This window comes from Nitrosomonas sp. Is37, from assembly GCF_033063275.1.
Classification (GTDB): domain Bacteria; phylum Pseudomonadota; class Gammaproteobacteria; order Burkholderiales; family Nitrosomonadaceae; genus Nitrosomonas.
Genome location: NZ_JAWJYP010000039.1, coordinates 1 through 26,775, shown reverse-complemented (window position 1 = coordinate 26,775; position 26,775 = coordinate 1). Strand labels below are relative to the sequence as shown.

At 40.4% G+C, this 26,775-nt stretch carries 32 protein-coding genes, 1 tRNA gene and 1 pseudogene; 21 read left to right on the top strand and 13 right to left on the bottom strand.

Annotated elements, in window-relative coordinates; all coding sequences use genetic code 11:
• Positions 1-463 precede the first annotated feature (463 nt).
• A complete protein-coding gene (locus R2Q26_RS14095) occupies positions 464-880 on the top strand; it encodes a hypothetical protein (RefSeq protein WP_317536871.1) in 417 nt (138 codons plus the stop codon).
• Positions 881-1,278: 398 nt separating this feature from the next.
• On the opposite strand, the gene R2Q26_RS14090 is transcribed toward R2Q26_RS14095, so the two are convergent.
• Genes R2Q26_RS14090 through queF form a run of 3 tightly spaced genes read right to left on the bottom strand, consistent with a single transcriptional unit; the run spans position 1,279 to position 3,493 of the window.
• Complete coding sequence (locus R2Q26_RS14090; protein WP_317536870.1) at positions 1,279-1,620, bottom strand: DMT family protein; 342 nt, start codon at positions 1,618-1,620, stop codon at positions 1,279-1,281.
• A gap of 13 nt (positions 1,621-1,633) precedes the next feature.
• Positions 1,634-3,028, bottom strand: a complete 1,395-nt coding sequence (fumC, locus tag R2Q26_RS14085) for a class II fumarate hydratase (protein ID WP_317536869.1) — start codon at positions 3,026-3,028, stop codon at positions 1,634-1,636.
• A gap of 45 nt (positions 3,029-3,073) precedes the next feature.
• A complete protein-coding gene (queF, locus tag R2Q26_RS14080; RefSeq protein WP_090571189.1) occupies positions 3,074-3,493 on the bottom strand; it encodes a preQ(1) synthase in 420 nt (139 codons plus the stop codon).
• Positions 3,494-3,594: 101 nt separating this feature from the next.
• Here queF and smc point away from each other — a divergent pair, with 101 nt between their 5' ends.
• The 4 genes and pseudogenes from smc (at position 3,595) to R2Q26_RS14060 (ending at position 9,687) form a co-directional block, all read left to right on the top strand.
• Complete coding sequence (smc, locus tag R2Q26_RS14075; protein WP_317536868.1) at positions 3,595-7,131, top strand: chromosome segregation protein SMC; 3,537 nt, start codon at positions 3,595-3,597, stop codon at positions 7,129-7,131.
• A gap of 84 nt (positions 7,132-7,215) precedes the next feature.
• On the top strand, positions 7,216-8,346 hold the full coding sequence (locus R2Q26_RS14070) for a cell division protein ZipA C-terminal FtsZ-binding domain-containing protein (protein ID WP_317536867.1): 1,131 nt from the start codon (positions 7,216-7,218) through the stop codon (positions 8,344-8,346).
• Positions 8,347-8,493: 147 nt separating this feature from the next.
• A pseudogene (lpxK, locus tag R2Q26_RS14065) lies at positions 8,494-9,483 on the top strand (tetraacyldisaccharide 4'-kinase); the annotation flags it as partial.
• Between the two features lie 24 nt (positions 9,484-9,507).
• Positions 9,508-9,687 (top strand): Trm112 family protein, encoded by a 180-nt coding sequence (locus R2Q26_RS14060; protein ID WP_256329354.1) that lies wholly within the window; start codon positions 9,508-9,510, stop codon positions 9,685-9,687.
• 60 nt (positions 9,688-9,747) lie between these two features.
• Here R2Q26_RS14060 and R2Q26_RS15620 read toward each other — a convergent pair whose 3' ends face one another.
• Positions 9,748-10,182: a protein YgfX gene (locus tag R2Q26_RS15620; RefSeq protein ID WP_411182366.1), complete on the bottom strand. Its 435-nt coding sequence runs from the start codon at positions 10,180-10,182 to the stop codon at positions 9,748-9,750.
• A gap of 43 nt (positions 10,183-10,225) precedes the next feature.
• Here R2Q26_RS15620 and R2Q26_RS14055 point away from each other — a divergent pair, with 43 nt between their 5' ends.
• The gene (locus tag R2Q26_RS14055; protein ID WP_317536866.1) at positions 10,226-11,272 is read left to right on the top strand and encodes a folate-binding protein YgfZ; all 1,047 of its coding nucleotides are present in this window, start codon (positions 10,226-10,228) and stop codon (positions 11,270-11,272) included.
• Between the two features lie 13 nt (positions 11,273-11,285).
• Here R2Q26_RS14055 and R2Q26_RS14050 read toward each other — a convergent pair whose 3' ends face one another.
• Genes R2Q26_RS14050 through queD form a run of 3 tightly spaced genes read right to left on the bottom strand, consistent with a single transcriptional unit; the run spans position 11,286 to position 13,200 of the window.
• A complete protein-coding gene (locus R2Q26_RS14050) occupies positions 11,286-11,939 on the bottom strand; it encodes an ankyrin repeat domain-containing protein (RefSeq protein WP_317536865.1) in 654 nt (217 codons plus the stop codon).
• 1 nt (position 11,940) lies between these two features.
• Positions 11,941-12,705 carry a TatD family hydrolase gene (locus R2Q26_RS14045; protein WP_317536864.1) on the bottom strand — a complete coding sequence of 255 codons (765 nt, stop codon included), beginning with the start codon at positions 12,703-12,705 and terminating at the stop codon, positions 11,941-11,943.
• Positions 12,706-12,750: 45 nt separating this feature from the next.
• Complete coding sequence (gene queD, locus R2Q26_RS14040; RefSeq protein ID WP_317536863.1) at positions 12,751-13,200, bottom strand: 6-carboxytetrahydropterin synthase QueD; 450 nt, start codon at positions 13,198-13,200, stop codon at positions 12,751-12,753.
• Positions 13,201-13,273: 73 nt separating this feature from the next.
• On the opposite strand from queD, the gene R2Q26_RS14035 reads away from it, so the two are divergent.
• On the top strand, positions 13,274-14,077 hold the full coding sequence (locus R2Q26_RS14035) for a radical SAM protein (RefSeq protein ID WP_317536862.1): 804 nt from the start codon (positions 13,274-13,276) through the stop codon (positions 14,075-14,077).
• 62 nt (positions 14,078-14,139) lie between these two features.
• Here the strand turns inward: R2Q26_RS14035 and R2Q26_RS14030 are convergent, their stop codons facing one another.
• Positions 14,140-14,499: a helix-turn-helix domain-containing protein gene (locus R2Q26_RS14030; RefSeq protein ID WP_317536861.1), complete on the bottom strand. Its 360-nt coding sequence runs from the start codon at positions 14,497-14,499 to the stop codon at positions 14,140-14,142.
• Positions 14,500-14,910: 411 nt separating this feature from the next.
• On the opposite strand from R2Q26_RS14030, the gene R2Q26_RS14025 reads away from it, so the two are divergent.
• The 13 genes from R2Q26_RS14025 to R2Q26_RS13965 all read left to right on the top strand — a co-directional run bounded on the left by R2Q26_RS14025 (position 14,911) and on the right by R2Q26_RS13965 (position 22,548).
• Positions 14,911-15,002 (top strand) — tRNA-Ser (locus tag R2Q26_RS14025).
• 163 nt (positions 15,003-15,165) lie between these two features.
• Positions 15,166-16,389 (top strand): tyrosine-type recombinase/integrase, encoded by a 1,224-nt coding sequence (locus R2Q26_RS14020; RefSeq protein ID WP_317536860.1) that lies wholly within the window; start codon positions 15,166-15,168, stop codon positions 16,387-16,389.
• 103 nt (positions 16,390-16,492) lie between these two features.
• The gene (locus R2Q26_RS14015; RefSeq protein ID WP_317536859.1) at positions 16,493-16,957 is read left to right on the top strand and encodes a transcriptional regulator domain-containing protein; all 465 of its coding nucleotides are present in this window, start codon (positions 16,493-16,495) and stop codon (positions 16,955-16,957) included.
• Between the two features lie 99 nt (positions 16,958-17,056).
• Positions 17,057-17,356: a DNA -binding domain-containing protein gene (locus R2Q26_RS14010; RefSeq protein WP_317536858.1), complete on the top strand. Its 300-nt coding sequence runs from the start codon at positions 17,057-17,059 to the stop codon at positions 17,354-17,356.
• A gap of 103 nt (positions 17,357-17,459) precedes the next feature.
• A complete protein-coding gene (locus tag R2Q26_RS14005; protein WP_317536857.1) occupies positions 17,460-17,720 on the top strand; it encodes a transcriptional regulator in 261 nt (86 codons plus the stop codon).
• A 25-nt stretch (positions 17,721-17,745) separates the two neighbouring features.
• Positions 17,746-18,309, top strand: a complete 564-nt coding sequence (locus R2Q26_RS14000) for a hypothetical protein (RefSeq protein WP_317536856.1) — start codon at positions 17,746-17,748, stop codon at positions 18,307-18,309.
• A 96-nt stretch (positions 18,310-18,405) separates the two neighbouring features.
• Positions 18,406-18,882, top strand: coding sequence for a hypothetical protein (locus R2Q26_RS13995; RefSeq protein ID WP_317536855.1), 477 nt, complete (start codon positions 18,406-18,408; stop codon positions 18,880-18,882).
• Positions 18,872-20,755, top strand: a complete 1,884-nt coding sequence (locus tag R2Q26_RS13990) for a DUF927 domain-containing protein (RefSeq protein WP_317536854.1) — start codon at positions 18,872-18,874, stop codon at positions 20,753-20,755. The genes R2Q26_RS13995 and R2Q26_RS13990 overlap by 11 nt, the downstream gene beginning before the upstream one ends.
• A 2-nt stretch (positions 20,756-20,757) precedes the next feature.
• On the top strand, positions 20,758-21,216 hold the full coding sequence (locus R2Q26_RS13985) for a hypothetical protein (protein ID WP_317536853.1): 459 nt from the start codon (positions 20,758-20,760) through the stop codon (positions 21,214-21,216).
• Positions 21,217-21,220: 4 nt separating this feature from the next.
• Positions 21,221-21,511, top strand: a complete 291-nt coding sequence (locus R2Q26_RS13980; RefSeq protein WP_317536852.1) for a helix-turn-helix domain-containing protein — start codon at positions 21,221-21,223, stop codon at positions 21,509-21,511.
• Positions 21,499-21,705, top strand: coding sequence for a hypothetical protein (locus R2Q26_RS13975; RefSeq protein ID WP_317536851.1), 207 nt, complete (start codon positions 21,499-21,501; stop codon positions 21,703-21,705). Before R2Q26_RS13980 ends, R2Q26_RS13975 begins: the two co-directional genes overlap by 13 nt.
• A 23-nt stretch (positions 21,706-21,728) precedes the next feature.
• Positions 21,729-21,905, top strand: a complete 177-nt coding sequence (locus R2Q26_RS13970; protein WP_317536850.1) for a hypothetical protein — start codon at positions 21,729-21,731, stop codon at positions 21,903-21,905.
• Positions 21,906-22,020: 115 nt separating this feature from the next.
• On the top strand, positions 22,021-22,548 hold the full coding sequence (locus R2Q26_RS13965; RefSeq protein WP_317536849.1) for a hypothetical protein: 528 nt from the start codon (positions 22,021-22,023) through the stop codon (positions 22,546-22,548).
• A gap of 279 nt (positions 22,549-22,827) precedes the next feature.
• Here R2Q26_RS13965 and R2Q26_RS13960 read toward each other — a convergent pair whose 3' ends face one another.
• From R2Q26_RS13960 to R2Q26_RS13950, 3 genes are read right to left on the bottom strand one after another with little or no spacing between them, the layout of a single operon-like run.
• Positions 22,828-23,097, bottom strand: a complete 270-nt coding sequence (locus R2Q26_RS13960; RefSeq protein ID WP_317536848.1) for a hypothetical protein — start codon at positions 23,095-23,097, stop codon at positions 22,828-22,830.
• Positions 23,090-23,353 carry a hypothetical protein gene (locus tag R2Q26_RS13955; protein WP_317536847.1) on the bottom strand — a complete coding sequence of 88 codons (264 nt, stop codon included), beginning with the start codon at positions 23,351-23,353 and terminating at the stop codon, positions 23,090-23,092. The genes R2Q26_RS13960 and R2Q26_RS13955 overlap by 8 nt, the downstream gene beginning before the upstream one ends.
• A 10-nt stretch (positions 23,354-23,363) precedes the next feature.
• Positions 23,364-23,768 carry a hypothetical protein gene (locus tag R2Q26_RS13950; protein ID WP_317536846.1) on the bottom strand — a complete coding sequence of 135 codons (405 nt, stop codon included), beginning with the start codon at positions 23,766-23,768 and terminating at the stop codon, positions 23,364-23,366.
• A 699-nt stretch (positions 23,769-24,467) separates the two neighbouring features.
• Between R2Q26_RS13950 and R2Q26_RS15615 the strand changes: the two genes are divergently transcribed.
• Complete coding sequence (locus R2Q26_RS15615; protein WP_411182365.1) at positions 24,468-24,641, top strand: integrase core domain-containing protein; 174 nt, start codon at positions 24,468-24,470, stop codon at positions 24,639-24,641.
• A gap of 27 nt (positions 24,642-24,668) precedes the next feature.
• Here the strand turns inward: R2Q26_RS15615 and R2Q26_RS13945 are convergent, their stop codons facing one another.
• Both R2Q26_RS13945 and R2Q26_RS13940 read right to left on the bottom strand, forming a co-directional pair.
• Entirely contained in the window at positions 24,669-25,601 is a 933-nt protein-coding gene (locus R2Q26_RS13945; protein ID WP_317536845.1) for a bestrophin family protein, read from the bottom strand.
• 437 nt (positions 25,602-26,038) lie between these two features.
• Positions 26,039-26,683, bottom strand: a complete 645-nt coding sequence (locus tag R2Q26_RS13940) for an AMP-binding enzyme (protein ID WP_317536844.1) — start codon at positions 26,681-26,683, stop codon at positions 26,039-26,041.
• Positions 26,684-26,775: the final 92 nt, after the last annotated feature.

The following is a 26,775-nucleotide window of genomic DNA, read 5'->3' as shown; positions in this document are numbered from 1 at the left end:
ATACATTTGCAAAATATGGACAAAAGAGCCAGAACGATTTAACGTTGATCCTTTCCAGCATACCGTGGGACTAAACAGTTAACAGGCCGTTGAAAAACTCTGCTCTCTCTGATTAATCTGAGAACTTTAGGTTGTGTGATGACTGGTGCAAATTTAGGATAAACAGTAGGTTCAAGCGGTAAGTTTGCCGTATCGTATCCATAACCTTCCATGTTGTAATTACCTTGAGAATAGGACGGAGAAGTAAAGAGATGGCAACCCCTACATATTGTGGGGTTTTCCATCTACTTTTTTGCACAGTGGATGCGTTTTGCATTAAGAGCTAATACTTTCATACTTTCTCCTGATAATTAATATCCATGTTTGACTTACGGGAACTTGAAACGTATGATTAATTAGAAATTAATTATATCAAATTTGATCTATTAAAATAGATCAAATTTGATATATCAAGGAGATAAATATGACAGAATTAAAAGACTTCATCGAAATTGGCGTAGAAAAAGCAAGAACTCAAATTGAACTAGCTAAGAGAATAGGTATATTGGATGTAAATTTGAGGATGGCTAAAGCTGGAAAAAGAGGCCTTCCAATAGATGTTTGTATACTGCTAGCAGATTACATAAAAGTAGACAGACTGGAAGTAATCGCGGCAAGTAATCTGGTTACAGAGAAAGACGAAAGAAGAAGGAGAATTTTTGAAAGCTGTTTCAAGAAATCAAACAGCGTGGCGGCAAGCATATTAATGGCCTCTATTGTCACTTTGGTTTTATTAATGGCACCGGTAGAGCCTGCAAATGCTACTCATTTTTCATCGGTAAAAGACAGTTTATTCGTTATATGCAATTCGATAGAAAGAAAAGGATCAGAAAAAATGTGATTTCCTGCCCGACTTTTTAATTCTTCATGATAAATGCTTAATCCAGGAGATAGTTAGCCATTTTTAACGGTTAAATTTCTCGCGAATAATCTGCATGCGTTCAACAACTTTTTCATCAGTAACCCACATGCGTCAATTCACTTTAGCGCTTGTTCTTGCACCTTAGATAAATAAACCTGTGTACGTTTCATAGAGGCTTGCTTCATACATACTTTAATGCCTAATTCTGATGGCGTATTTATTGCAGCAGCATCAATTTTAAAGACACGCCGTGCAGCGCGAGCTGATTTAAGGGTGAGAAATCAATCTTTTCAAAGAATTCAAAGCTGTAATAACAGCGTTCCTCCCATGGATCACGCATTCTTAGAGAATAATCTAGGAATGCTTGATTAAAAGATTTAATCTCTAAACATAAAATAGACTGCCCCTACCATGCAAAGACCAGCCCATAAATAATCCAGTTTTAGTGGTTCTTTTAAATAAAAAACAGCAAAAGGCACAAAAATACTTAATGTAATTATTTCTTGTATGATCTTAAGTTGCCCAACGTTAAGCACTGTATAGCCGATTCTATTTGCAGGAACCTGAAACATATATTCGAAAGAAGCCACTAACCAGCTTAGTACTGCTGCAACAAACCAAGGTGCAGAGTTCAATTCTTTGAGATGTGCATACCAGGCAAAAGTCATAAAAACATTACTTATGACAAGTAAAGAGATACTAGTCAGTATTGGGTTCATAATACTAAGAATGCTATTTAATTTTTCCAATCATCTTTTCAGGATTAACCCATGCATCAAACTCTTCTGCAGTAACATAACCCAAAGAAAGTGCCGCCTCTTTTAACGAAGTTTCTTCACGATATGCTTTTTTAGCAATTTCTGCAGCTTTGTCGTAACCAATGTAAGGGTTTAGGGCTGTCACGAGCATTAAGGAATGTTGCACCAGCATATTAATACGTTCAACATTAGCTGTTATGCCTACTGCACAGTGGTCGTTGAAGCTCATAATTCCATCTGCGAGCAAGCGTACACTTTGTAGAAAATTATGAATGATCAATGGCTTCATTACATTAAGTTCAAAATTACCCATTGCGCCACCCATATTAATAGCGACGTCATTACCCATTACCTGACAGCACAGCATGGTCATGGCTTCTGATTGAGTAGGATTAACTTTACCGGGCATGATTGAACTGCCGGGTTCATTTTCTGGGATTTTGATTTCGCCAATTCCGCAACGGGGGCCAGAAGCCAACCAACGAATATCATTGGCAATTTTCATTAAAGATGCGGCTAGTGTTTTTAATGCACCATGAGCATGTACGAGTGCATCATTTGCTGCAAGTGCTTCAAATTTGTTCGGAGCAGTGACAAAAGGAAATTTAGTTAGCTTTGCGATTTCAGCCGATACACGCACAGCAAACTCAGAATGCGTATTTAATCCGGTTCCGACAGCAGTTCCACCCAAAGCCAGTTCATATAAATGAGGTAACGATGCCTCAACGTGCTTGAGCCCATGATCTAATTGTGAAACATATCCAGAAAATTCCTGCCCTAGCGTTAATGGGGTTGCATCTTGCAAATGAGTTCTGCCTATCTTGACAATAGGGTTGAATTCTTCAGATTTAGTAAATAATGTTTGGCGTAACGTCCGAATAGCGGGTATTAATTGATTATGAATTAACTGAACTGCAGCCACATGCATTGCCGTTGGGAATACATCGTTGGAAGATTGTCCTTTATTCACATCGTCATTGGGATGAACTTTCCGTTGGCTGCCGCGCCCTCCTCCCAATAATTCAGAAGCACGATTTGCCAATACTTCATTCATATTCATATTAGTTTGCGTGCCGGAGCCAGTTTGCCAGACAGCCAGTGGAAATTCCGTTTCATGTTGCCCAGTAATCACTTCATCAGCAGCTGTAATAATGGCATTTGCAACAGCTTCATCAAGCAAGCCCAGTTGGCAATTGACGTGAGCTGCTGCGCGTTTTACCAATGCAAGCGCGTGGATTAGCGTAACAGGCATTTTCTCATTGGAAATCTTGAAATTTTGTAAAGATCGTTGCGTCTGCGCACCCCATAACACATGGTCAGGAACTTGGATAGTGCCCATAGCATCACGTTCTACTCTAAAATTATCCATTACAGTTACCCACCCTATTATTAATTTAAGCAATATACCCGGCTGTTAACCACGTGTATTTAACTGTTCCTCGAATGTTTCAAGGAAAACCACAGGTTCCGGTTTCCAATCTTTCTTGCGATGGTCCGCAATGACATTAGTAAAAATGCCACCTCGCACATAAAATTTAGCAGTAAGCCGCATATATCTCGGTTTTAAAACAGCCACCAAGTCATCAAGAATTTGATTAGTGACCGCCTCATGGAATGCTCCCTCATTACGGTAAGACCAAATATAGAGTTTGAGACTTTTCAATTCGACACACTTTTTATCAGGAATATAATCCAAAATGAGTCTTGCAAAATCAGGTTGTCCAGTTTTAGGACATAAACAGGTAAATTCCGGTATTTCCATATGAATTCGGTAATCTCTGGCAGTAAATGGATTATCGAAAGTTTCTAGTTTTTTTGAGGGCTTACTCGCCATGCGATAGGTCTCTTCAACTCGGTTGATTAAGGTTAAATCAGTTAAAATAACTTTTGAAGTAATTCTTTCATCAAATTATACCAATTTTATTTATTACTCAATTGCGTCTATCCCAAATCAAAATCGCTGGCTTCAAGTCCTTTGTAGAACCTACTACTATTCTTATTCCCGGTAATCTGGTTGGGATTGTTGGTCCCAATGGATGCGGAAAATCAAATGTCATTGACGCTGTTCGTTGGGTATTAGGTGAATCCAGAGCGACGGCTTTGCGTGGAGAGTCAATACAGGATGTAATCTTCAGTGGATCAATCAGCCGAAAACCTGTTGGGCGTGCGAGTGTAGAGTTAATTTTTGATAATAAACTTGGAAAAGTAGCCAGCCGATGGGCAGCTTACAGTGAGATATCTATAAAACGTGTCATTCAACGAGATAGTGAATCAACCTATTACATCAATAATACCCAAGTACGTCGTCGAGATATTACCGATATTTTTCTCGGGACAGGGGTAAGTGGGCGCGGTTATGCAATCATTGAACAAGGAATGATTTCCCGGATTATTGATGCTAAGCCCATGGAGTTACGCGTATTTCTTGAAGAAGCTGCCGGTATTTCCCGATATCGTGATCGACGACATGAAACTGAACTGCGATTGACTGATGTACACGGGAATCTCATGCGCGTAGAAGATATTCTCCAAGAATTGGGAAAGCAGTTACAGCACTTAGAAAGACAGGCAGATATCGCCCGGAAATTTAGTGAGTTGCAAAAACAATTAAACACCACTTGTAATATTTTATGGTTAATTCAAAAACAGGAAGCGATTGCAAAACGTATCCATGCTGAGGAACAAATTCAGCAGCTTGAACTGGAGTTGGCAAATGAAATAACCAATTTACACGAAGTAGACAAAAAGCTTGAAGAAATGCGTGCACAGCAACACGCTGTAAGTGAACAGCAGCATCAGATGCAAGGAGAGTTATATGCAATCAATGCTGAGGTTGCGCGTGTTGAGCAAAAACTACAGCATACGCGGGAAAATAGAGAATATTTTGCCAAACAAATCTCTGCAGTCGAAATACAGCTACAAAACAATCAGTATCAAATGCAAGAGGCATTTGATCACCTTAATCACTGGCGTAGTGAAATTGAGCAAGCAAGATTGGTTTGTATAACCAGCAGTGAAAATTACTACTCAGAAAATGAAAAATTGCCGGATATGGAATCGGTTTTTCGCGCTAGCCAAGATCAATTATTTGCTGAGCAGAAAAATTTGTTAGTTGCACAGCAGACAGAAAAACTGCAACAGAGTCATCTGGTTCATGCCGATAAAGTCATCCAACAATTAAACTCTCGTCATGAGCGCTTGCTCCAGGAAAAGAATTCACAACCGCAAATCGATAAAATAGAGCTTACTAACTTAACACAAGAAAAAAATCAGATCATAGCTCAATTGGAAGAAAAACAAGATGTTTTGACTGAAACAGAAAGTCAGCTAAAAACAACTGAGTATACTCGAAAAGAAGCTTTGCAGAATGTTCAATCTGTCCAGCAAAAGCTTACTCAAGCTCAGGCCCATCATGCCGCTTTACAGCATATACAACGCCAGCTGGAGAATAATAAAGCATTAGATAAATGGATATCTCAGCTTCAATTAGATTTATTACCACGCTTATGGCAATACATACAAATAGAAAAAGGCTGGGAAAATGCGCTAGAAGCTGTTTTGCATGAGCGGATCAATGCTGCGGGTGTTGAGCAACTCGGAATTGCTTTAAATTGGAAGAATAATCCGCCTCCTGGGAAATGGTCCATCTTTGAAACAGCTCCAATCAGAAATCAGCCTGCAAATTATCTGCGGCATGAAAAGAATCAATGGAAACCCCTTAGCACATATCTAAATTATACGCATGCTACTATTCAACCCGTTGTGGAATCATGGTTAAGTGGCATATTTACCATTAGCAATATTGAAGCGGGTCTCACCCAACAAAAACAACTTCTTCCAGGCGAAATGTTGGTTACTCCCGAAGGCCATGCGTTTACTAACTGCAGTTTGAGCTATTATGCAGCTGATTCGCAATTACATGGGGTATTAGCAAGGCAACGTGAAATAGCCCAAATTGAGATTGATATCGATACATTTGAGAAAGAGCTGTCGCATTCCCAATTAACTTTGACTGAGATAGAAGGAAGATGCTACGAGCACGAAGCAACAATCTCGGAATCACGTAGCGAGGTAACGCAACTAAAGCAACAGGAGCACGCGTTGCAGCTTCAAATCGTACAACTTTCACAGCTTATAGAACGTGTTTCCCAGCGACATCGTCAAATCGAAGATGAGTTAATCGAGATTTCACATCAAATATCGGTGGAATACACGCAAAAGCAAGAAGCAGAAATAAAATTGGCTGAAAGTAAAGCGCAAATAGTTAATCTGGAAGAGCAACTGCAGCAAATCAAGTTAACTTGTGAAGTTGCCGAGCAGACTCTGAATGAACATCGATTGCTAGTACAAAATTTGGCAGAGGAAATGCGTGAAGCTATCTTTCATGAAAAAAACTGTCAATACAAAATTGAGCAATTAGAAAATGATGCTCAGGCAATCAGCAATAATACAGCTGATTTAACAGAGAATCTGGAAAAATTGCATAATGCACAAGCAGATTTAGATGACGAATCTCTTCAAACTCAGCTTAGTGAATGGTTAGCAAAGAAAATACATCATGAACAGATCTTGGCTTCAGTTCGTCATGATCTAGAAAATGCAATGGATACGTTACGTGAATTGGAGCAAGCACGGCTTAAATCGGAGCAAAAATCGTATCAACTCAGAGAATCTATCAATCAGGTACGACTCAAGGAACAGGAAGCGCGTCTAACGGAAAATCAATTTAACGAAAAACTTCTGGAAGCCGGTGCTAAAGAAGATGAATTGCTACCTTTATTGAATAATGCCCCCCCTTCTAGATTAAAAGCAGAAATTAATCGAATTAATACAGAAATTACAGCGCTTGGCGCTGTTAATCTCGCTGCATTGGAGGAATTAGAAGCCTCACAAGCACGTAAAATGTATCTTGACGAACAAGCAACTGATTTGAAAGAAGCAGTCGCCACTTTAGAAAATGCAATTCGACAAATTGACCGCGAAACACGAGAGCGCTTAATGCAAACTTTTGATAAAGTAAATATTAATTTGAGTGAATTATTCACAGCTATATTTGGTGGAGGTCAAGCAAGGCTGGTTTTAAGCGGTGAAGAAATTCTTGATGCGGGGATGCAACTTACCGCACAGCCCCCTGGCAAAAAAAATAACTCTATTCATTTACTCTCGGGTGGTGAAAAAGCGCTTACCGCTTTAGCACTCGTATTTTCATTATTTCAGCTTAATCCCGCGCCCTTTTGCTTATTAGATGAAGTGGATGCACCTTTAGATGATAATAATTCAATACGTTTTTGTGATCTGGTAAAACGTATGTCAAAAGAAACTCAGTTTTTGTTCATCAGTCACAGCAAAACTACTATACAAATGGCAGAACAATTAATTGGTGTTACCATGCAAGAACAAGGTGTTTCACGTATAGTTACAGTTGATCTTGATAACGCCATAAACTCTAACAAAGAAATAGGTATAGTTTAAAACCACCTTTAAGGATGGCAAGGGTTTATATTTATAATGATAGGAATTAATATATTGGCTTATTAAACCATGAGCGACTTTGGTATGAGTGACTTACAAATCAGCTTAATCATTATTGGTGCCACTGTTATCGGTGGTGTAGTTTTTTTTAACTGGCTGCAGCAAGCACGTTACCGTCGTAACGTGAAACGCTCATTTGAGCATGAGCATGAAGATGCGTTATTGAAAAAAATGGGCAAAACTGTTTGGGAAAATGATCGTATCGAACCTAAATTCGGTACTGAACCCTTACAAGAACCATATGCAGAATCGAGTTCCATAAAAGAGCAAGCACGTTTTGAACCTGATAATCTGCCAATTGATGAACCGTTAGTCGAGCAGAAATCAGTTAATTTTGATAGCACAATTAATTACATTACAAGTATTCGAGCTAACAAATTAATCACTTATGATAAGCTAACTGAGTTATTGCAACAAAAATTTGATTTTGGTAAACCTGTTCATTGGTTTGGACTTACGCAAGATGGTCAAACCTGGGAGGAGATTACCATGGAATCACTTAATACTAAAGGTGGGTATATATATTTAAATGGTTGTTTACAATTGGCTGATCGAGCTGGCCCAGCGAGTGAAATCAATTTATCTCGATTCCGTGATATGGTCGAAGATTTTGCCTCACAAGTAAATGCAGTCGCTGATTGTCCTGATATTTCGAAGGCACATATAAGAGCAGTGTCTCTCGATAAATTTTGTGCAGAAGTAGATGTTGTAATGGGTATTAATATTATCAGCAAAGATGGCGGTGCTTTTGTTGGGACGAAAATACGCGCTTTAGCTGAGGCAGCTGGCTTTAGGCTTGAATCTGAGGGTGCATTCAGATATCGCGATGAAAACAATACAATATTGTTCTCTCTGAGCAACTATGAAGCAACGCCTTTCTTACCTGCTAATATGCGTACGCTTACCACACATGGTATTACTTTTTTATTTGATGTCCCGAGAGTAGCGAATGGTGAAAAAGTATTTGATCAAATGGCTCATCTTGCAAGACTTTTTTCTTCTACCTTAAATGGCATCATAGTAGACGATAATCGCGTGCCACTAAGTGATAATGGTATCAGAAGAAGTAAGCAACAACTTATAAATATTCAATCCATGATGACAACACATAATATTCCTGCTGGTAGTGAAACTGCATTAAAATTATTTGTGTGAACATGGATACTTCTTTGTGATGTAACTCGCACTAAATTGAAAATTAACTATTACATCAAAAAATTTTTCTAAATTAAAATTTTTTAAATTTAATTCTTTAAGATTTTGCACACCATATTGTTTGTCTTCTAAAGAAATATTCAACTTATGAATTGGTCTGAATTATATTGGTATCGAATCACACCTCTTCATATAATTCTTCTTTGGCCATTTAGTTTGTTTTTTAGATTGTTATTAGCATGCAAGCGATTACTATATCGGCTTGGTGTATTACATTCAGTTAAAATATCGGTACCCATAATTATTGTTGATAGTATTACTGTTAACGATGCTGGTAAAACATCTTTAGTCATTTGGCTAATTAATTTATTAAAAGCTTTTGGATTACGCCCTGGAATAATTAGTCGCGGCTACTCTGAGAATTATGGATCACCCCTCGCCGTTACTATCTCAAGCAAGCCCAGTGTTGTGGGAAATAAATCCCTGCTGATGGCTTATCAAAGTAAAGGTATTTGTCCAATATGGATTGGTCATGATCGCGTAAAAGTTGCACAAGCCTTACTTACAGCTCATCCTGAATGCAATGTACTCATCTGTGATGATGGTTTACAGGATCTTCGATTGCAGCGAGATTTGGAGATTGTAGTAGTCGATAGCAGTAAACAAAATTTTGGTAATGGTTTAATTTTACCGGCTGGACCTTTACGTGATAGTTTATCTCGCCTAAATACAGCAGATGCAGTAGTGATGAATGAAAAAAGCAGTAAGCTATCAATAAACGCTGAAAACCAAACCAAAATATTTCATATGCGGCCAGGAAATGAATATTTTGTTAATTTGCTTAACCCTAATAATCATTCCGAAATTTCCGCATTTAAGGATAAATTTATTCATGTCATTACTGATATCAATCACTCTCATGACTTTCTGGATCAACTAAAGTACTTAAAATTAAATGTAAGATCTCATTCAGTTATCGATAATTACCAATTTATCAAAGAAGATTTACAATTTCCCGATATCGAAATCATTCTTATGAGAGAAGAGGATGCTGTAAAATGCTTGGATCAAGCCAATGAGAAATTTTGGGTATTGCATGAAGAAACAGCAATAGATATTAGATTACGAGAAATTATTTTAAAAAAATTAAGAGAAAAATTTATGGACCCAAAGCTTTTAGATATCTTAGTATGTCCATTGTGTAAAGGCCCTTTAATTTATAAGAAAAATGAAAAAGAATTAATCTGTAAACCTGATCGCTTGGCTTTTCCAATTAGAGACGGTATTCCAGTCATGCTAGAAGAAGAAGCACGAACATTACCTGCAGAAGAAGAAATTTAATCTTCTTAATATAAAAAAATCAAAAATAATTTTTTTCTGTTTTTGATTAAGCGAATCAATTTATTTTCTTTTCCATTTCCACCTTAACCATATTCGTAATTGTCGAAATTTCTCAGCATTGATACCGTCTGGGAAAATGACTATATTACGAGGAAAAATCGAATATGGGGATTTCATACTCAATACAGTCAAGTAGGGTGTTACGAAAGTATCGCTCTTAACTATAAATGTAATATGCTCATTAGATTGAGTTTGTGCTGTGCAAGTAGACCCATCCTCTGAAAAATGTAAGGATACGATTGACCGAGGTGAAAGAAGCAATGCATGATAGCGTAAATATAAATATAAGCTTATAGCTAGTAAAATAGTCCCTATTAGTTTGATAAATATTGACCAATCTATCTTCCATAATATACAGACAACTGCAAAATGTGTAAAACATAACAATAATGCATACTGTCTTGAGGATGTGAGATGAATAGTTAATACTGGCATAAATGAAAATAATTAATATTTTTCTCTGATCAGATATATTGCTATGAATCCTGTTTGGCAAGCTTTCTTGCAAGAATACAACGCTACTATTGAAAAAGGGCATGTTATACATTTCAGAGATGATGTTACAGAACTAAAAAATGCTCAAACTGATACCATTCTGGTTGATCTCTCTAATTTTGGTCTGATTCATTTCTCAGGTGAAGAGGTATTAACTTTCTTGCAAGGACAGCTAACCTGTGATTTGAGAAAAATTGATCACCAGACCGCCCAATATGGTAGTTATTGCACCCCTAAAGGTCGAATACTAGCAAATTTCATAATTTGGTCACACGCTGACCACAATGAATATTTCATGCAATTACCTTCTACTTTGCTTGAGGCTATTTCTAAACGCCTTTCAATGTACATACTGCGTGCAAAAGTACGATTAAATGATAGCAGTGATTCTTTGATACGTATTGGTATTGCAGGAAATAAAGCAAAATTGTTGATTGAAGAAATATTCCATAGCATAGCTTTACCAATCTCACCGCTTGGAATAATCCATACTGAGCAAGGAAGTATTTTATGCCAAGATATAAATCGCTATGAAATTATCACAACGCTAGATCATGCAGTCATGATATGGCCACATTTAGCTTTAAAGGCGACACCAGTTGGAACTTTCTGCTGGGATTGGCTGGAGATTAAAGCAGGTATTCCTGTCATATTACCCATAACACAAGAGCAATTTATTCCTCAAATGGTCAATTTTGATGTCACGGGAGGGGTTAGTTTTCAGAAAGGTTGTTATCCAGGGCAGGAAATTATTGCACGGACACAATATCTTGGTAAATTAAAGCGTCGCATGTATTTGGTCAACATTGCTTCATCCCAACCAGTCATGGCTGGCGATCAGTTATTTAGTGCTGAATTGTTAGAGCAATCATGCGGTATGATAGTCAATGCAACACCTTCACCAGAGGGTGGTTTTGATGCACTTGCTGTTATTCAAACGAATAGTGTCGAAGCAGGTAAAATATTTTGGAAGAATCTGGAAGGTCCAGCGTTACAGATTCTCTCTCTACCATATCTTTTACCTCAATAAAGTTAAGAGCATGTTACTCAAGCGTATTACCTTTCAGCAATTGAGCAATTTTTTTATTTCCGCTTTGTATTGCCCAGCTTAGGGCGGTTCCTTCCGTTTCATTTTTAATTTTGGGATCTGCCCCGCTCTTTAGCAGAAATTCAACAGTCTCATAATGATTTCCTCTCACGGCCATCATTAATGCTGATGTACCATTGTCTGAAGTAGCATTAATGTCAGCGCCCACACTCAGAAGAATCTGCGCAATCTGAGTATAGCCTCTACTAGCGGCATAAATTAATGGATTCCATCCACTATGATTTATTTCAGCACCGTTGATATAGAATTGCTTAACCATGTCTACTTGACCATGGTAGCTCGCTAACATAATGGCTGTTTCCCCATATTTATTACGCAAGTTTAATTTTGCTCCTGCCTCAAGCAATAAATTAGCTAATTCTTTATTATTATCACGTGCTGCAATCATCAGCAATGTATAACTTTGTCGGTTTCTGGTGTCTGGATTGGCGCCTTTATCTAAAAGCTCTTTCGCAGTACGCACATTATTGTTTTCAATCGCCCTGATAAGATCCTCATCAATGCCAGCAATTGTATTGATAGGCAGGCATATAATTATCAAAATAATAGAAATGGTAATTAACTGATATTTATTCAGAAAGAATCCCATTTCAAGTTGCCTTAAATAGGCTGAAAAAATTATTTGTAGTGATTGCTGCGATTTCCGTCAAACTCATCTCACGCAACTTGGCAATCTCCTCAGCGATATAACGTACGAAAGCAGGTTGATTGATCTTTCCGCGATAAGGTACGGGAGCAAGATAAGGGGAATCTGTTTCAATCAAGATTCGATCAAGAGGAATTTTTCTAGCGACATCTTTAACAGAAGTAGCATTTTTAAAAGTAATAATGCCAGAAAACGAAATGTAAAAATTCATTTCAATTGCCTGTTGGGCAACTTCCCAGCTTTCGGTGAAGCAATGCATCACCCCTCCTACATTATCTGCCCCTTCTTCAGCCATGATACGTAGCGTATCGGCTGCTGCTTCTCGTGTATGAATAATAAGTGGTTTATGGCATTGCTTTGCAGCACGTATATGCTGACGGAAGCGTTCTCTTTGCCATTCTAGATCTCCTTTAAGCCGAAAATAATCAAGCCCGGTTTCTCCAATCGCAATGACCTTAGGATGATTAGCAAGTTCGGCTAATTGTGGAGCATTCGGTTCAATTAAATTTTCATAATCAGGATGGACACCCACAGACGCATAAAGATTATCATGTGATTCTGCCAAAGCTCGCACACGAGGAAAATCTTCTAAATTAACACTTACACATAATGCATGAGTAACGCTATTTTGTTGCATATTGATAAGAATCTCATCAAGATTACTGGCGAGATCAGGAAAATCCAAATGGCAGTGGGAATCAACAAACATGATTACAAATTATTTAATTTAAATTACTATGGATTGTTGGTATTATTAATATATTCTCTTTTTTGCATCCGCCCAGCAATTAGGGGTTTCATACAATCGAACTTGTTCTAATGTAAGACGATTTCCATAAGTATCTTGAAATGCAAGATCTAATATATGAAAAGCTTTAATTGCTAGATTTTCTGCTGTCGGTTGCGTATCTAAAATAACTGTTTTATGATCTTTCAGTGATTGCAAAAACTCAATTACAGGTGTATCTCCGGCATACACCAGAAAAGCATGATCCCATTTATCGACTAAGACATCTTTAGCAATACGTTTAATTTCAGAGAAATCCATAACCATACCTTGCTCTGGTACACCTTCGTCAGAGATAATATTGCCTGATAAAGTAATCTCTACCACATACCGGTGGCCGTGCAAATGACGGCACTGACTGTTATGAGTGGAAATACGATGGCCAGCATCAAATTCTAGTCTTCGCGTAATCAACATATGATGGATTATACCATTGCAACCTATTTCTAAACTATTAAGCGTTTCAGATCATAGCCGAGATAGCGTTAGTATGACTTACGTTTACCCCGTTATCTCGCGTCGAGCTTCTGGTGTATCAATTGGAATTAATCTGAATCCTAATAATGCCTGTAATTGGCGCTGTGTCTATTGCCAAGTACCCGATCTCAAACGTGGTTCCGCACCAACCATTGATTTGGTCAGGTTGGAACAAGAATTGCGCACCTTTCTTCATGAATTACTTTATGGACACTTTATGCTGGATAAAGTGCCACAACAAGCCAGACGTATCAATGATATCGCCTTGTCAGGTAATGGAGAGCCAACGAGCGCAAAAGAGTTCGAACAAGTAATCAGCTTGATTGGACGGGTCAAGCATGATTTTCCCTTACCAGAAGCACTCAAATTGGTTCTGATTACCAATGGCAGTTTGATAGATCGAGTTTCTGTCCAGCGAGGACTAAGCCATATGGCGAAGCTAAATGGTGAGATCTGGTTCAAACTGGATAGTGTGGCGCAAGAAGGTCGAATACGTATCAATAATACCCGCATGAGCCTAAAGAAAATGCATGCCAATCTAAAATTGGCAGCATCGTTATGCCCTACGTGGCTACAAACTTGTGTGTTTGAAATAGATGGAAAACCTCCTGCTGAAAAAGAAATCAGTGCTTATCTTGAATTTCTCTATAAGATACAACAGGAAGGAATATCGTTACAGGGAATATTGCTTTATGGACTAGCGCGTCCCTCTCTGCAACCTGAGGCGCCTCGGCTCTCAAAAGTTTCGGCGGCATGGATAGAATCATTTGCCGTAAAAATTAAAAAGCTTGGGTTTGCGGTAAAAGTTCATTCATAATCATAATTTATAAATCAGTCAATAATACAATTGACCGATTTATTAAAAGGGAATTCTCGGAATTATTTCAATTTTGCTGATTTTTTCAAGCTTTTATACAGATCAGGGTACTGTACTTTTAGCATTGCAGCCACAATTAGATCGTCTCGTTTGATTTTGGTCAAATCAATCTGATCAATATGGACCAATCGTACCAATTCTCTGACAGCTTTCGGTATTTCTCGCCCACTTTCGTAACGTGAACCGCCACTTTGGGTTACACCTACCTTATTCCAGAATTCTTGTTGATTAAGACCAAGCTTCTGCCGAATTTCCCTTGGGTTAGGTATTTTTTTAAAAAGTTTCATTCTCTCTCTGTTCTCAAATGTCATAAGATTCATAACAAAATAGACTAAAAGATCTATTTTTCGTTCCCATGTCATTTAAAAAATCTTCCAAATAAAATAATGTAATGCGATAGTTTTTCATCAATCTGAATATGACGAATAATCTCTGTGTTACTAGCGTCTTAAGGGCAAGGAGCAGGAATGCTTGATTCGCATATTTAATCTCATTTAGGTTTAATTCTCCGCAGCTCACTGTGTAAAATACATGCATGAGCGTGCATAACCATAAGTGCCATGATGTATGTTTATGGTATCGATATAACATCTTGTATTCCTGCAAAGTGTCGCCAGGAATATTTGACCCGGGAGGGATAAAGTTCTAAAGAATCTCGGAAACTCAGATTTATTCTTGGAAACAATCAGTATAAAAGTTGCTCCAAAGTATGAACTAGTTTATCCTTGGCACCCTATTATTTTGAGTTAAACATTATTTTACTGAAGCAAATAGGAGAAGTGACCGAGTGGTTTAAGGTGCACGCCTGGAAAGCGTGTGTACGGTTTACACCGTACCGCGGGTTCGAATCCCGCCTTCTCCGCCAACTGTATCCCTATAGATACCCATCAATTCCAAATATAACCGCATAAGCACTTAGATTCAAGCAGATTTTGCCAAATATAGGCATCCCTAGAAAATGCGGGTAACAAATCCAAAAAGAGGGTAACATTAAGGGTAAGTTTAATTACCCTTAAAAACTTACCCATATGAAGCTGACAGACCCGGTTATTAAAGCAGCAAAACCCAAAGATAACCCTTATAAGCTCTCTGATGGTGATGGCCTTGTCTTATTAATACAGCCTAACGGTTCCAAGTGGTGGCGGTTCAGATACCGCTATAACGGCAAAGAAAAAATGCTATCCATAGGGACTTACCCAGAGGTTACCCTTAAAGAAGCCCGATTACTGCGGGTAACTGCCAGCGATCTATTAAAGCAAGGAATAGACCCCTCACAGCATCGCCAAGAACAAAAGCAATTAGAAGCATTAGCGGCTGAAAATAGCTTTGAATCGGTAGCGCGTCTCTGGTGGAATCACTGGAAGCCTGGTAGAACAGCGCGTCATGCTGATTACGTTATCAGAAGGCTTGAGGCTGATGTTTTCCCCATGATTGGAAATAAGCCTATTAACAGCATCACAGCCCCTGCCCTGTTAATGGCAATCAAAAAGATTGAGGCCCGTGGTGCTTTGGATATAGCCAAGCGAGCATTAAGCACCTGTGGGCAGATATTCCGTTATGCAGTTGGGCATGGACTGGCTGAACGTAACCCGGCAGCAGATATAAAACCCTCTGATGTACTCAAACCTACCCAAAAGACCAATTATGCAAGACTAGATCAAAAAAAGTTACCCGAATTGCTTAGAAGGATAGAAGCATATGACGGGCAGCCCTTAACCAAGCTTGCATTGCAGTTAATGGCTTTAACGTTCGTTCGCACTAGTGAATTGATCGGTGCGCGATGGGATGAAATAGAGCTTGATGCAAAACTGTGGCGCATACCAGCAGAACGCATGAAAATGCGATCCCCTCATATTGTGCCCTTGTCTGCCCAGGCTATAACGGTATTGGAGAAGATAAGCGACCTATCAAGCTACTCTCTTTTATTGTTCCCTGGTGAACGTGATCCCAATAAGCCAATGAGCAATAACACCCTGTTATTTGCCCTTTATCGTATGGGCTACCACTCAAGAATGACAGGGCACGGCTTCAGGGGTATAGCATCAACCATCCTGCATGAACAGGGTTATCCCCATGAGCATATCGAGCTACAGCTTGCACACAGTCCCAGGGATGAGATATCAGCTTCATATAACCATGCTCTGTATTTAGAACCGCGTAGACGAATGATGCAGGATTGGGCGGATTATTTGGAACACGCAGGAATTGAATTTACACCAGCTAAAGCAGGATTACAGATAGCAAAACGATAACAGATTTCTAAGTCAAGCCACGCCTAGCCCGACGGGGCGAAAACAAGGCAAACCTTACCTTGCTGGCGTGGTTTCAAAATTAAGGTATACGAAAAGGTACGTAATGAGCGCATTTATTCCGCCTGATTGGCGCATTGCTTCAGCATATCCGACTGAGCCTAATAATTGGCAATTAGAACAGTGGATATGGGCTTTTCTGCGTCGAAATCCAGAGTATCAAAGAGATTATGAAAATTTTTCTAAATTCCCTGAGTTAGTTAAGCGTAATAGCCGTAATAGTTTAGCTGATGCCTTTGATCCAGCAAAATTTCGCTATTGTAAATATCCTACACATGGTGATGAAACGATAGGTGAATATTTCTCTCGAACGGACGATGAAACTCCATACTTTTGCTCACTCGAAGATTACTTAATTGATGAGAAATGGGAAATTCTATATTTAACTGACCCAGCAAAAGATGAAGGTTATGATTGCATACCACACCACATAGATTTACCTAAAGAAATTTCAGATTTTGAACATCACCTAACTGAGGGCAAAGGCATTATAGCTACTGAAAGAGGATGAGAGGAGTCTGAAACTGAACTTGAACTAGCCCCACCTGATCCTGAAGCTTGGTACGAACTAACATTAAGATTTGATCTTCGTTATTCAATAGATAAACAATTGGAAAATGCAAAAATTCTATTGCAAGAAAGGGAATCTATATTGGACACCTTGCAAGAATATTGCCCGGACCATGACTGGAGAAAAATACGAGATTCAATTGGCATTAAGCTTAAAAATATACCAATGTACTTACGTGCATATGACGCTAAACAAAGTGGAGCCACGTTTTTAGAAATCGGAAAATCACTCTATCCGCAAATAGATGAAGATAATGCTAAACAACAAGCATATAACGCTTTCAAGAAAGCGGAAGAACTTGTCAATGGAGGATATAGAAAGTTAATGAAATGCAAGTAACGAAACTTCCCCCCCCTAATTTCGTTACTGACTTATATCATCTAGAAATATACATTTTGCCCTGTTGCCAGCTATTGGCTATTAACAACAAACAGGAGCAAAAATGGACGCAAACAAGCTACCAGAACCAGAAGCACTGCCTGCAACAGGAAAAAGCCGGTTCAATCAATTCAAAAAATTCATTCCCATTTCACGGGAAAAATTCAGACAGTTATCAAGGGACGGTAAAGCGCCACAGCCTGAACGTATGGGCATTCGCTGTACCTTCTACGATAACGCAGAGATTCACAGATGGCTTGCTGACCCACTCAACTATAGGGCTGACCTATCACAGCCAAACAGCAACCACCCACACCAAGCATAAATTCAAATAATCAGGAGATAAAACAATGGCCGAATATTCCACAGAAATCATAAAAAATTTGCTCGCAGAGAGCGAACGCAAAACCGAACAAACAACCTTGCTTGAGGCGAAGCATCTTGAAGATATTGCCCTGGAAAGCAGACTATCAATTCAGGTAAAGCAAGCAGAGATCGACTGCAAAAAAGCCGTCAAAGCAGCGATGAAAGGCGAAATAGATGAAGTAGAGGCCAATCAAAAATACAGTGAACTTAATGTGCTAAAAAATGAGTTAGAGAAAGTAAGGCAACGATTAGAGCTGGCGCCACAGGTCAAAGAGGAGCTGCAAAAAGAGATAAGCAGCCTGAACGATAAAATATATTTCAACAGGCGTCGTCTTTGCGAGGATATCGAAAAAACTATAGTAAGTGAACTGGCTGCTAATAATAAAAAAATCATAGAAAAACTCCTTGCAGCACATGTAGCTACAGCTTGTGGGGGTTATTACCCAGTCAATTGGCAAGGACTCGTAGCAAGCGCATTCCCAGCCCCATCACAACCCGATATTGATGCAGCTATCAAGAAATTCAAAGCTGAGCATGATTTTTGGTGAGCTTAAACAAAAAACCCGGTCAATTGCGGCCGGGTTCTTTCCTTTTATTTTCTAGCGAGGATTTATGCTTACAAATGAAAAAAGGGAGCCAGAGCGATGACCCCCTTACCTAGAAACAACGATTTCAAACATAGCAGTGATATTTTATCAAAAATCACCCCATATCTAAAGGGAGTAATCCGCAGACAAAACGGCGGATTGCTTGCTTTTTGCCCTGGTCATGATGACAGAAAGTCCCGTAGCCTGGCGGTCAGCATTGGCCGTGATGGTCAAATCCTCATGAGGTGCTTTGCAGGCTGCAGCATTCACGAAATAACGAGCGCTATGGGGTTATCGGTTAGTGATCTTTTCCCAGATAGCAACAAGGCGAAGTATGACCCTCAATCAAGAGCGCACTTTCATGAATGGCAAATACTGGAAGCCCTGGCATTTGATGCGGCTGTCTTACTGATTGTGGCCCGTCGAATCAATGAGGGCGATAAATTGCCTGAAGCTGACATGGAATATTTAGCTAAAGCCGTTATTCGTATTAACGATGCAGTGAGCTATTCAAGGAGGTCTTATGGAAAATAGATCAAACCTTGAAATGGAAGCAACAGAATTTTTTAGTCAGACATTACTAAATTCAGACGTTACAAACGTTACAGACGTTACAACAAGTAACGGCGCGGCTTCCGTCTGTAACGTCAGCGAAAAATCAGACGTTACAGACGTTACAACTTGCAAAATCCCACCTTTAAAAGAGCGGCCGAAATATTTAATTTTGGATGATTGGCTTGAAGAAGGTGGGAGTAAATACCGTCCTGGCGTCTGGTATTTTGGCATAAAGACCAGAAAAGAAAACGGCGAGGAAGTACAAGTTCCTACTGAAACGTGGATATGCTCACCCATCCATATTGAAGCGATTACCCACGATAAAGACTTAAACAACTTTGGGCGCTTATTACACTTCAAGACTTCAATCAGTACTTGGCGGACATGGCCTTTACCTATGGAAATGTTAAAAGGCAGTGGTGAAGAAATGCGTGGCGCGTTGTTAAGTATGGGTGTCGAGATCGACCCAACCAGTCGGAATCAGCTTAGCAATTACATTCAATCCCAACATCCAAAGAAGCGGATTAATTGTGCTACTAAAACCGGATGGTATAACGATAGCTTTGTGCTACCTGATGAAGTTATTGGAAGAGACAAAGACAATATCATCTATCAGAGCAATACTAGTTTCTTTGATGAGTTCACCCAGGCAGGTACATTGGAAGGCTGGCAAGAATTGCCAAGGCTTGCGGTGGGAAATCCTACGCTTATCTTATCTTTGTCTGCTTCATTTGCTGGCGTGATGCTGGAGCCGTGCGGTTTGGATGGTGGGGGCATTCATTGGTTTGGCGATTCTTCAACGGGTAAAACAACTTTGTTAGATGCTGCTCGTTCAACATGGGGTGGCAAGGCATACCGTAGAAGCTGGAAGGCTACAGCAAACGGCCTTGAGGGCGCGGCTTCATTGTTTAACGATAATCTTTTATGCCTGGACGAAATAAGCGAATGTGAGCCAGCAGAAGTGGGCAAGATCGTTTATTCATTAGGTAATGGATACGGTAAGCAGCGAGCTAATAGAAATGGTGACGCAAGAAGTTTAACCCGCTGGAAGTGCTTCATTATCTCCAGTGGTGAACGAACGATAGAAACTTCCATCAAGGAGAGCGGGCGCACGGTCAAGGCCGGTCAATCAGTCAGGCTATTGGATATACCAGCAGCCCGTAAATATGGTGCATTCGATGAGCTGCACAGTTTACCTAATGGCGCGGCTTTATCAGACAAAATCAAAAGCATTGCTTCAAACCATTACGGGCACGGTGGACGGGCATTTCTCGAAAAGCTTACCCGTGATGATCGAGACTTTAAAAAGTATCTCGATCAATTCAAAAGCTTATCTGAATCTAAGGGCGATGATGACAGCGGGCAATTCAAGCGGGTTACTGCAAGATTTGCACTGATAGCACTAGCGGGTGAACTTGCTACTGAATACGGTTTAACCGGCTGGAATGAAGGTGCGGCATTTGATGCGGCTGTTAAAGGCCTGCAAGCTTGGCAGTCAATACGCGGCAAAGGGAACAGCGAGAAACACCAGATACTAGAACAGGTATCTGATTTTATCAGTCGTCATGGGGATTCGCGTTTTTCTGATGCGGATAACGTCAATAGTCATAATTTGTCTGTAATTCGTGATCGGGCGGGCTGGTGGCGTGATAGCGATGGCATACGCGCGTACTTCTTCACTTCAGGCGGATTACGTGAAGCGTTAAGAGGCTTTGACTTCACGCGGGCGTTAGACGTACTGCAGGAAGCGGGAGTATTGCAGACACCTGAGAGCGGTAAAGAGCGCGCAAAGACTACCCGTCTCAGTATTGGAGTCAAGAAGCTTTACCATGTTCATATGATTGAGGTGTAAGCATGGGGATTGATTCTTTACTTGCAAACAAGCGTGATAAGTTTGTAACGTCTGTAACGTCTTGTAACGTGAGGGACGTTACACGGGAAACCGCGCCAATACTAGCTGTAACGCCTGTAACGCCTGTAACGTCACAAATAACTAATAGTCAGATTGAAATTATAAAAAGCTGGCTATTCAAAATTGGCGAACCAGAAGAAGATCATTACCTAGTGATTGATAAATGTAGAAATGACCCTGAGGCATTGGCTTATTTCTTACGACATGCAAAAGGTGAGTTTGAGTCTAGTCACACGGTGGCAGATGATGAACGTAGACCAGATGACCGCATAAAGTGTCGTGATTGCCTGTTTCTCTTTGGTGAGCATTGCCAGCAATGGAAGCTCACTAACCCGGGTAATCCACGTTACAGACCGGTGCAAGATATTCTGAAGCGATGCAGCGTATTTAAACCAAGATAACCGGATGAGCAGCGATTTTGTCGACGATGTGCTTAACCGGGTTAAACCTGTGCTTGTTGCTTATTTTGGCGAAGGCGTTGTGATCAAGCTGGATAAGATCGAAGAAGAAGTGAGGCAAGATTGGGGCGGTACTACACCATACATTCCAAAGAATAAACCAAAGAAGAAAACCAAGCTGCAAGCAATAAGCCGTTTGAATCGTGGTGCACCTGTAAAGGAGGTGATCCGGGAAACTGGCATAAGCAGAAGCGGCATATACAGACTATTGAAAGAGAGGCAAAAGTGGCAGAAATAATTGATATGCAGCAGAGGCAATTGATGAAAGTGTGTGAATGGTTAAGCGCGATAGGCATTGATGAATCAGACCATTGCTATCTGACCGACAGGCTTATGCAGGATGCAGACGCACGCGGGCGCTATTACTCTACTGCAAAGCGGGAACTTGACAGCAGCAAGGCGGCAAATAGTAACAAAATATTCTTTTATTAACGTAAAAACTAGGAGCTAAAGAAATGGCGGCAGTAATAAATGTGAGTGCAGAATTGAGAGAGATTAGCGCATACTTGAGCAAAGCAGGTGTGCCGGAGACTGACCATCATATTATTTTAAATAAGCTTACAACAGATACAGATGCACACTTGCGCTACTTGAATCAAGCGAGACAAAGCAACGGACAGTCTACACATTGACGTGCAAAGGCTTAAGGTACTTCCAGGTGGTTTCACCCTTGGGGGTAATGAAATCCCATCAAAATTCTAGCAATCCAAAATTGAAAATGGGTTCACAGTGCACAGTTCACACAACATGAAAATAAAAGATTTAGCAGAAGGCCTTGGTATCTCGGTACGCATGGTCTACAAACTGAAACAGCGCGGTATGCCAACAGATAGCCTTGAGGCGGCTATTGAATGGAGGCGTCGGAATTTGGACGTAACGCAGACAAAACGCTGGAGAATTGACGGTAACAGCGGAGTGAAATGTGAAAAGGCGAACTCAGCAGACCACATACTTTCAGGCGTGGATGACGAACAATTGAACCGCGTAATAAAGCATGTGCTAACCGAAGTAATGCCAGTGCGATGGTTTCAAGAAATGGGCTGGTTAGCTACTGCCCTTCGAGAATGTGGCGTTAATATTACGGCGGAGCAAGTAGTAAGGACACAACAACCTTTATTCCTGATCTATATTGAGGAAGTAACACGCTTTCTGCAAGAAAATGATGATTTGGAATTCGAGGTAACCCCTATTCTAAAGGCGCAACCTGACGATGAAATATACCCTTCAATGATCAGGCGATTGAATCAAATACTAAGCGAAGAAATGCCCGGCTAGGATTGCGTAGAGGCGTTTATTTTCTGGCGTGAATGGTTTTTTGTATGTGCCCTACTCTTTTTTATCCTAAAGTTTCAAAAATAGAAGCCGTTAAAAGTATTTCATCATGTAGGATTTGTCATGAACCTCTCTAATGTGAAATAAACCCTCACTAGATATCATCCTACTTGGTGAGGGTTTTCTTATGTTCTGCTTGAAGATAGCAAAATGTTCCAGAGAACCAATAGCAAAAAAATACCCGCTAGACCTTTAACAGCCTAGCGGGTTTGCTGTTTTAAATTACTCGATTATTCCTTTCAAGGCCCTAGACACATATTTATTAGCAGTCTTTTTGGCTTCTTGAGTGACTATTTCTGTTTCGCAAAGGAGATCGTAAGTCATCCCAGTTGGTTCTGAAAGATGCATGTTAGCTTGAACAAGCGTGTTAATCCTGTGAAAAAATAACGATAGCGTTTCAAAGGCTTCCTCTATTTCCTGATGCGTCATTGGCTGGTCATTATCGAGTGATTCTATTGACTGATTATTGGTGGGTGTTGTCGCGTTATCCATGAATTACCCCCGCTATGCCTTTCTTAATCTGACGCTGATACTTGTCTGATTCTCGAGCAAGTTCATTTAATATATTCATGCTTTCCGCCATGAGTCCGTAAGGAAGGTCTTTTTGTTCTGAAAGCTCGATGGCTGAACAAACGAGCGTAATGATACGTTCCACGTAGAGCGAAACATCTTCAAAGGCTGCCCTTATATCATCGTGTGTCATTGGCTTATCGGTTGATTCGTTTGTTGGTGCTACTGTGTTTTCCATTGCATTCCCCTTAAACAAGCTGGCAATTTACAGTACTAAGTGCCACAGCTTCGTATAGCTCTTTAGCAAGCCAGCCATTACCGAAGAAATCAATAACCTGATTGTGATTCTCGCAGACTGCCCCTTCATATACATCGTATTCACCTTGTCGCTGTGTGCGGTAAATGCGTTGAGCAATGAACTTGCCTGACTTGGTGCGGTATAAGTTCAACTCTTGCCAGCGACCCGCTTTGAATGATCCCAATGCTTTACCGATCATTTCTGATACAGCCTTGCTTGACGCTTGAGCTACCAGTTCACCCTCGAAGATAACGCACCTTGGTACGAATGTATCTTCAGGACCGTAGCCAGGATCGTGAATCATTACGGCCAATTCTGATGTGTTGCTGGCTGGTGTTGCTGTGATGATATTCATGGTTATTTTCCTTAAAGTTTTGAGTACATTACTAATATATGGGTAACTTTAAGGGTAACTTGCAAGTTACTAAAAGCAAGGATGGCTTATATCAATCGTTCTCAACAATAATATGAATTCCGCCTTCTCCAAAACTGTACTGGAACTGCACTCAGAATATTCTGCCAACCGTACAAGAAAGCTCGGTGAATGCATTGAAAATTAAATTAATAGGCCCTAATTCACCTGCACTATGGGAATCTGAGCCTATAGCGCTTGCCAAGGCAAAAGAAATTCTTTTAACTCATGATCCTTTGTTGAATCAATATTTTAGAATTTTGTATTAAATCCTAAAATTCATTTGTACCAATAGTCCTCATGCGGCTTTGCGTGAACCTTTTGGCATACTTGTTTTAGAAAAAAACATATATCCATCCGAGACTGAGAAATTTTATGCAAATCTCGTTCGCTCTTGTGTTCCAGAGAATGTCTATTATCTCCTTGCGATAAATTGCTCTGTTAAAGACATAAATGATCGTACTATCAATATCGATTATTAATTGAACGATATGAATTTCTTAAGCATATGCCACTTAAAATCCAAGAAAATCAGAATATGTGGTTACTTAAGGAAATCATAGTGGGCTATGATAAGAGAGCATTTGGTAAAAACCCTGAATATTCAGAGTAATCAAAATCTATCGCACTGATCACATCTTGATGCAGATGTGGTATGACAAAATCAACTTTAAAGATTGCATCGACCGGCAAATTCAACTCGGCCGCTTTATTAACTTTTATAACACTGTCAAGCCACACAAGAGTTTGAATAACTCAACTCCTTATGAAATACTCCAATATTATTTCAATCAACCTCTCTGTAAACAATCCTGAGATTTCTTACTGATAAATTTTTACAACTTATTTCAAAATATCACCTTCTGGCTTAAGTGCTTCAGGACGATTGCAGTCATTAATCAATTCAAGCAGATTGATTTCGATATTCCGCGAAATTGCAGTTAAGGGCAGATCGTTCGGCTGCAAGCCAAACGGATTTTCAATCTCGTCACCGATAGCATCGAGCTCAAAGAATGCATACGAAATCATCAGTACAACGAGTGGTGTCAGTATGCCAGTCGTTTCAACCAGCCCAAACGGTAAGAGCAGGCAGTAGGAAGCAACGATTCGGTGAATCAATACAGAATAGCTAAAAGGTATCGGGGTATTTTTAATGCGTTCGCAGGCACCGAGTATATTGGATAGCTCATTGAGCTGTGCATCCATAAATGGGTAACTAAATTCATTTAACCAGTGCCGATTGCGTGCGAATGCAAGATCACGACCCAGTTGGTGCAGAATGGCAAGTGGCCGATGTGCTGATTGAAGAACTGTGATTAGATCCTTTGGGGGTAAAAATTTTTTAATTTCCTCCGCGGGATCTTCATTACGCAAATGACAACGTAGCGCATGTGCAAACGCAATCACACGTTTGACGAAAACTTCCCGTAAATGTTGCAATTCCACAATATCCTGCACAGAATCCAACATAAAGCAAGCTTGGCGCGTCAAGCTGCGTGAGGTATTGACCAAGGCACCCCAAAGCTTGCGGCCTTCCCAGAATTTATCGTATGAGGCATTGTTGCGGAAAGCTAGGAAAATACCCAATATAACTCCGAGCAGCAAAAAAGGTGTTGTCGTGAGCGAGTATGCCTGAATACTATAATACAGTTCTATATAGGTAACGATCATCGAGGTTACTGTCACTGTAAGAATCCGCGGCCACGTTTCCATAAAGCTGCTACCCCGAAAATGAAATAGCAACCGTACCCATGAAGTTTTATCTTTAACTATCACGTTAGCAACAATCTCTTATTGAATTCAACTCGTCCAATTCAGCTAACCAACGACACCTTGAGGAGAGGAATTATATCGAAATGCGTCTGAAATAGGGGGATTTGCAGAAAGCGGTGTGCTCCTTTTATTGGTGGTAGATCTGCCGAGATCTTTACTAACAGGTTACACCGCTTCCTTCTTCTGTTATACACCAGAAATGATCATAGCTCGTGCGGAATACTCCAGGTATTCCATAAAATTTACGTACTGTCATAGACTTGTGCGGACGGCTGAGCGAACTGGCAAGCACTCAGCAATAACACTGCCTATAGCATGCACTGGAATGAGCACGGTATAGATCGGATTTTCATGTTGATTCCCGCAATGGGTACTGGTTATTTAATGATATGATGAAATCCGGCTAAGCTCATTGATGAGGACTTGAAAATACAGGCTGTTTAAAGCGCAGCAGCGTGCTCGGAACGCAGGGCTTTTTTATCGATTTTGCCGACACTCGTTTTGGCGATGACATCAACCAGTTTGAATTGGGTAAGCAGCGCGTGTTTTGAAATCGATCCGTGCTCGATTAATAAGCGCATTTGTTCATGCGCAGCCGATTTATTGAACAAAGCTTTATCCACCACCAGCAATGCCAGCGGACGCTCTCCCCAACGTTTATCCGCTACGCCGATCACGGCAACTTCCTTGACGCCGGCAACCAAGGTCAATGCATTTTCCAATTCCAGTGACGACACCCATTCACCGGCAACTTTGATGACGTCTTTCAGGCGATCGGTAATGCGCAGATAACCCTCCCGATCAATGGCGCCGATATCCTGCGTGTGCAGATAACCACCTTGCCAAAGCGCTGTGCTGGCTTCAGGATTATCGAGATACCCCTGCGTCAGCCAGGGTGCGCGCACGACGATTTCACCGCTGCCTTGCCCGTCATGAACCTGCGAACGCATCGTATCGTCGACGATCTGTAAATCCACCAGCGGTATTGGGCGCCCGGCGCAGCACAATGCAGCCAGCGCATCATCCGCTACCGGATCCTGCTCGCCATTGCGACGAGCGTTCAATTGCGCTAGAGCATTCTGCATTTAAGTACGTCCATGCCCTGAATTCAGGAAGTAATTTCTGCATTCATATGCTGAGAAGAGCGGCAGTATGCTGCCGATGGTTTTCCACAAAG

Coding starts and splice junctions, on each gene's coding strand:
- R2Q26_RS14095 (WP_317536871.1), top strand. CDS start 464: ATGACAGAATTAAAAGACTTCATCGAAATTGGCGTAGAAAAAGCAAGA.
- R2Q26_RS14090 (WP_317536870.1), bottom strand. CDS start 1,620: ATGAACCCAATACTGACTAGTATCTCTTTACTTGTCATAAGTAATGTT.
- fumC (WP_317536869.1), bottom strand. CDS start 3,028: ATGGATAATTTTAGAGTAGAACGTGATGCTATGGGCACTATCCAAGTT.
- queF (WP_090571189.1), bottom strand. CDS start 3,493: ATGGCGAGTAAGCCCTCAAAAAAACTAGAAACTTTCGATAATCCATTT.
- R2Q26_RS14070 (WP_317536867.1), top strand. CDS start 7,216: ATGAGTGACTTACAAATCAGCTTAATCATTATTGGTGCCACTGTTATC.
- R2Q26_RS14060 (WP_256329354.1), top strand. CDS start 9,508: ATGGACCCAAAGCTTTTAGATATCTTAGTATGTCCATTGTGTAAAGGC.
- R2Q26_RS15620 (WP_411182366.1), bottom strand. CDS start 10,182: ATGCCAGTATTAACTATTCATCTCACATCCTCAAGACAGTATGCATTA.
- R2Q26_RS14055 (WP_317536866.1), top strand. CDS start 10,226: ATGAATCCTGTTTGGCAAGCTTTCTTGCAAGAATACAACGCTACTATT.
- R2Q26_RS14050 (WP_317536865.1), bottom strand. CDS start 11,939: ATGGGATTCTTTCTGAATAAATATCAGTTAATTACCATTTCTATTATT.
- R2Q26_RS14045 (WP_317536864.1), bottom strand. CDS start 12,705: ATGTTTGTTGATTCCCACTGCCATTTGGATTTTCCTGATCTCGCCAGT.
- queD (WP_317536863.1), bottom strand. CDS start 13,200: ATGTTGATTACGCGAAGACTAGAATTTGATGCTGGCCATCGTATTTCC.
- R2Q26_RS14035 (WP_317536862.1), top strand. CDS start 13,274: ATGACTTACGTTTACCCCGTTATCTCGCGTCGAGCTTCTGGTGTATCA.
- R2Q26_RS14030 (WP_317536861.1), bottom strand. CDS start 14,499: ATGACATGGGAACGAAAAATAGATCTTTTAGTCTATTTTGTTATGAAT.
- R2Q26_RS14020 (WP_317536860.1), top strand. CDS start 15,166: ATGAAGCTGACAGACCCGGTTATTAAAGCAGCAAAACCCAAAGATAAC.
- R2Q26_RS14015 (WP_317536859.1), top strand. CDS start 16,493: ATGAGCGCATTTATTCCGCCTGATTGGCGCATTGCTTCAGCATATCCG.
- R2Q26_RS14005 (WP_317536857.1), top strand. CDS start 17,460: ATGGACGCAAACAAGCTACCAGAACCAGAAGCACTGCCTGCAACAGGA.
- R2Q26_RS14000 (WP_317536856.1), top strand. CDS start 17,746: ATGGCCGAATATTCCACAGAAATCATAAAAAATTTGCTCGCAGAGAGC.
- R2Q26_RS13995 (WP_317536855.1), top strand. CDS start 18,406: ATGACCCCCTTACCTAGAAACAACGATTTCAAACATAGCAGTGATATT.
- R2Q26_RS13990 (WP_317536854.1), top strand. CDS start 18,872: ATGGAAAATAGATCAAACCTTGAAATGGAAGCAACAGAATTTTTTAGT.
- R2Q26_RS13985 (WP_317536853.1), top strand. CDS start 20,758: ATGGGGATTGATTCTTTACTTGCAAACAAGCGTGATAAGTTTGTAACG.
- R2Q26_RS13980 (WP_317536852.1), top strand. CDS start 21,221: ATGAGCAGCGATTTTGTCGACGATGTGCTTAACCGGGTTAAACCTGTG.
- R2Q26_RS13970 (WP_317536850.1), top strand. CDS start 21,729: ATGGCGGCAGTAATAAATGTGAGTGCAGAATTGAGAGAGATTAGCGCA.
- R2Q26_RS13965 (WP_317536849.1), top strand. CDS start 22,021: ATGAAAATAAAAGATTTAGCAGAAGGCCTTGGTATCTCGGTACGCATG.
- R2Q26_RS13960 (WP_317536848.1), bottom strand. CDS start 23,097: ATGGATAACGCGACAACACCCACCAATAATCAGTCAATAGAATCACTC.
- R2Q26_RS13955 (WP_317536847.1), bottom strand. CDS start 23,353: ATGGAAAACACAGTAGCACCAACAAACGAATCAACCGATAAGCCAATG.
- R2Q26_RS13950 (WP_317536846.1), bottom strand. CDS start 23,768: ATGAATATCATCACAGCAACACCAGCCAGCAACACATCAGAATTGGCC.
- R2Q26_RS15615 (WP_411182365.1), top strand. CDS start 24,468: ATGCAGATGTGGTATGACAAAATCAACTTTAAAGATTGCATCGACCGG.
- R2Q26_RS13940 (WP_317536844.1), bottom strand. CDS start 26,683: ATGCAGAATGCTCTAGCGCAATTGAACGCTCGTCGCAATGGCGAGCAG.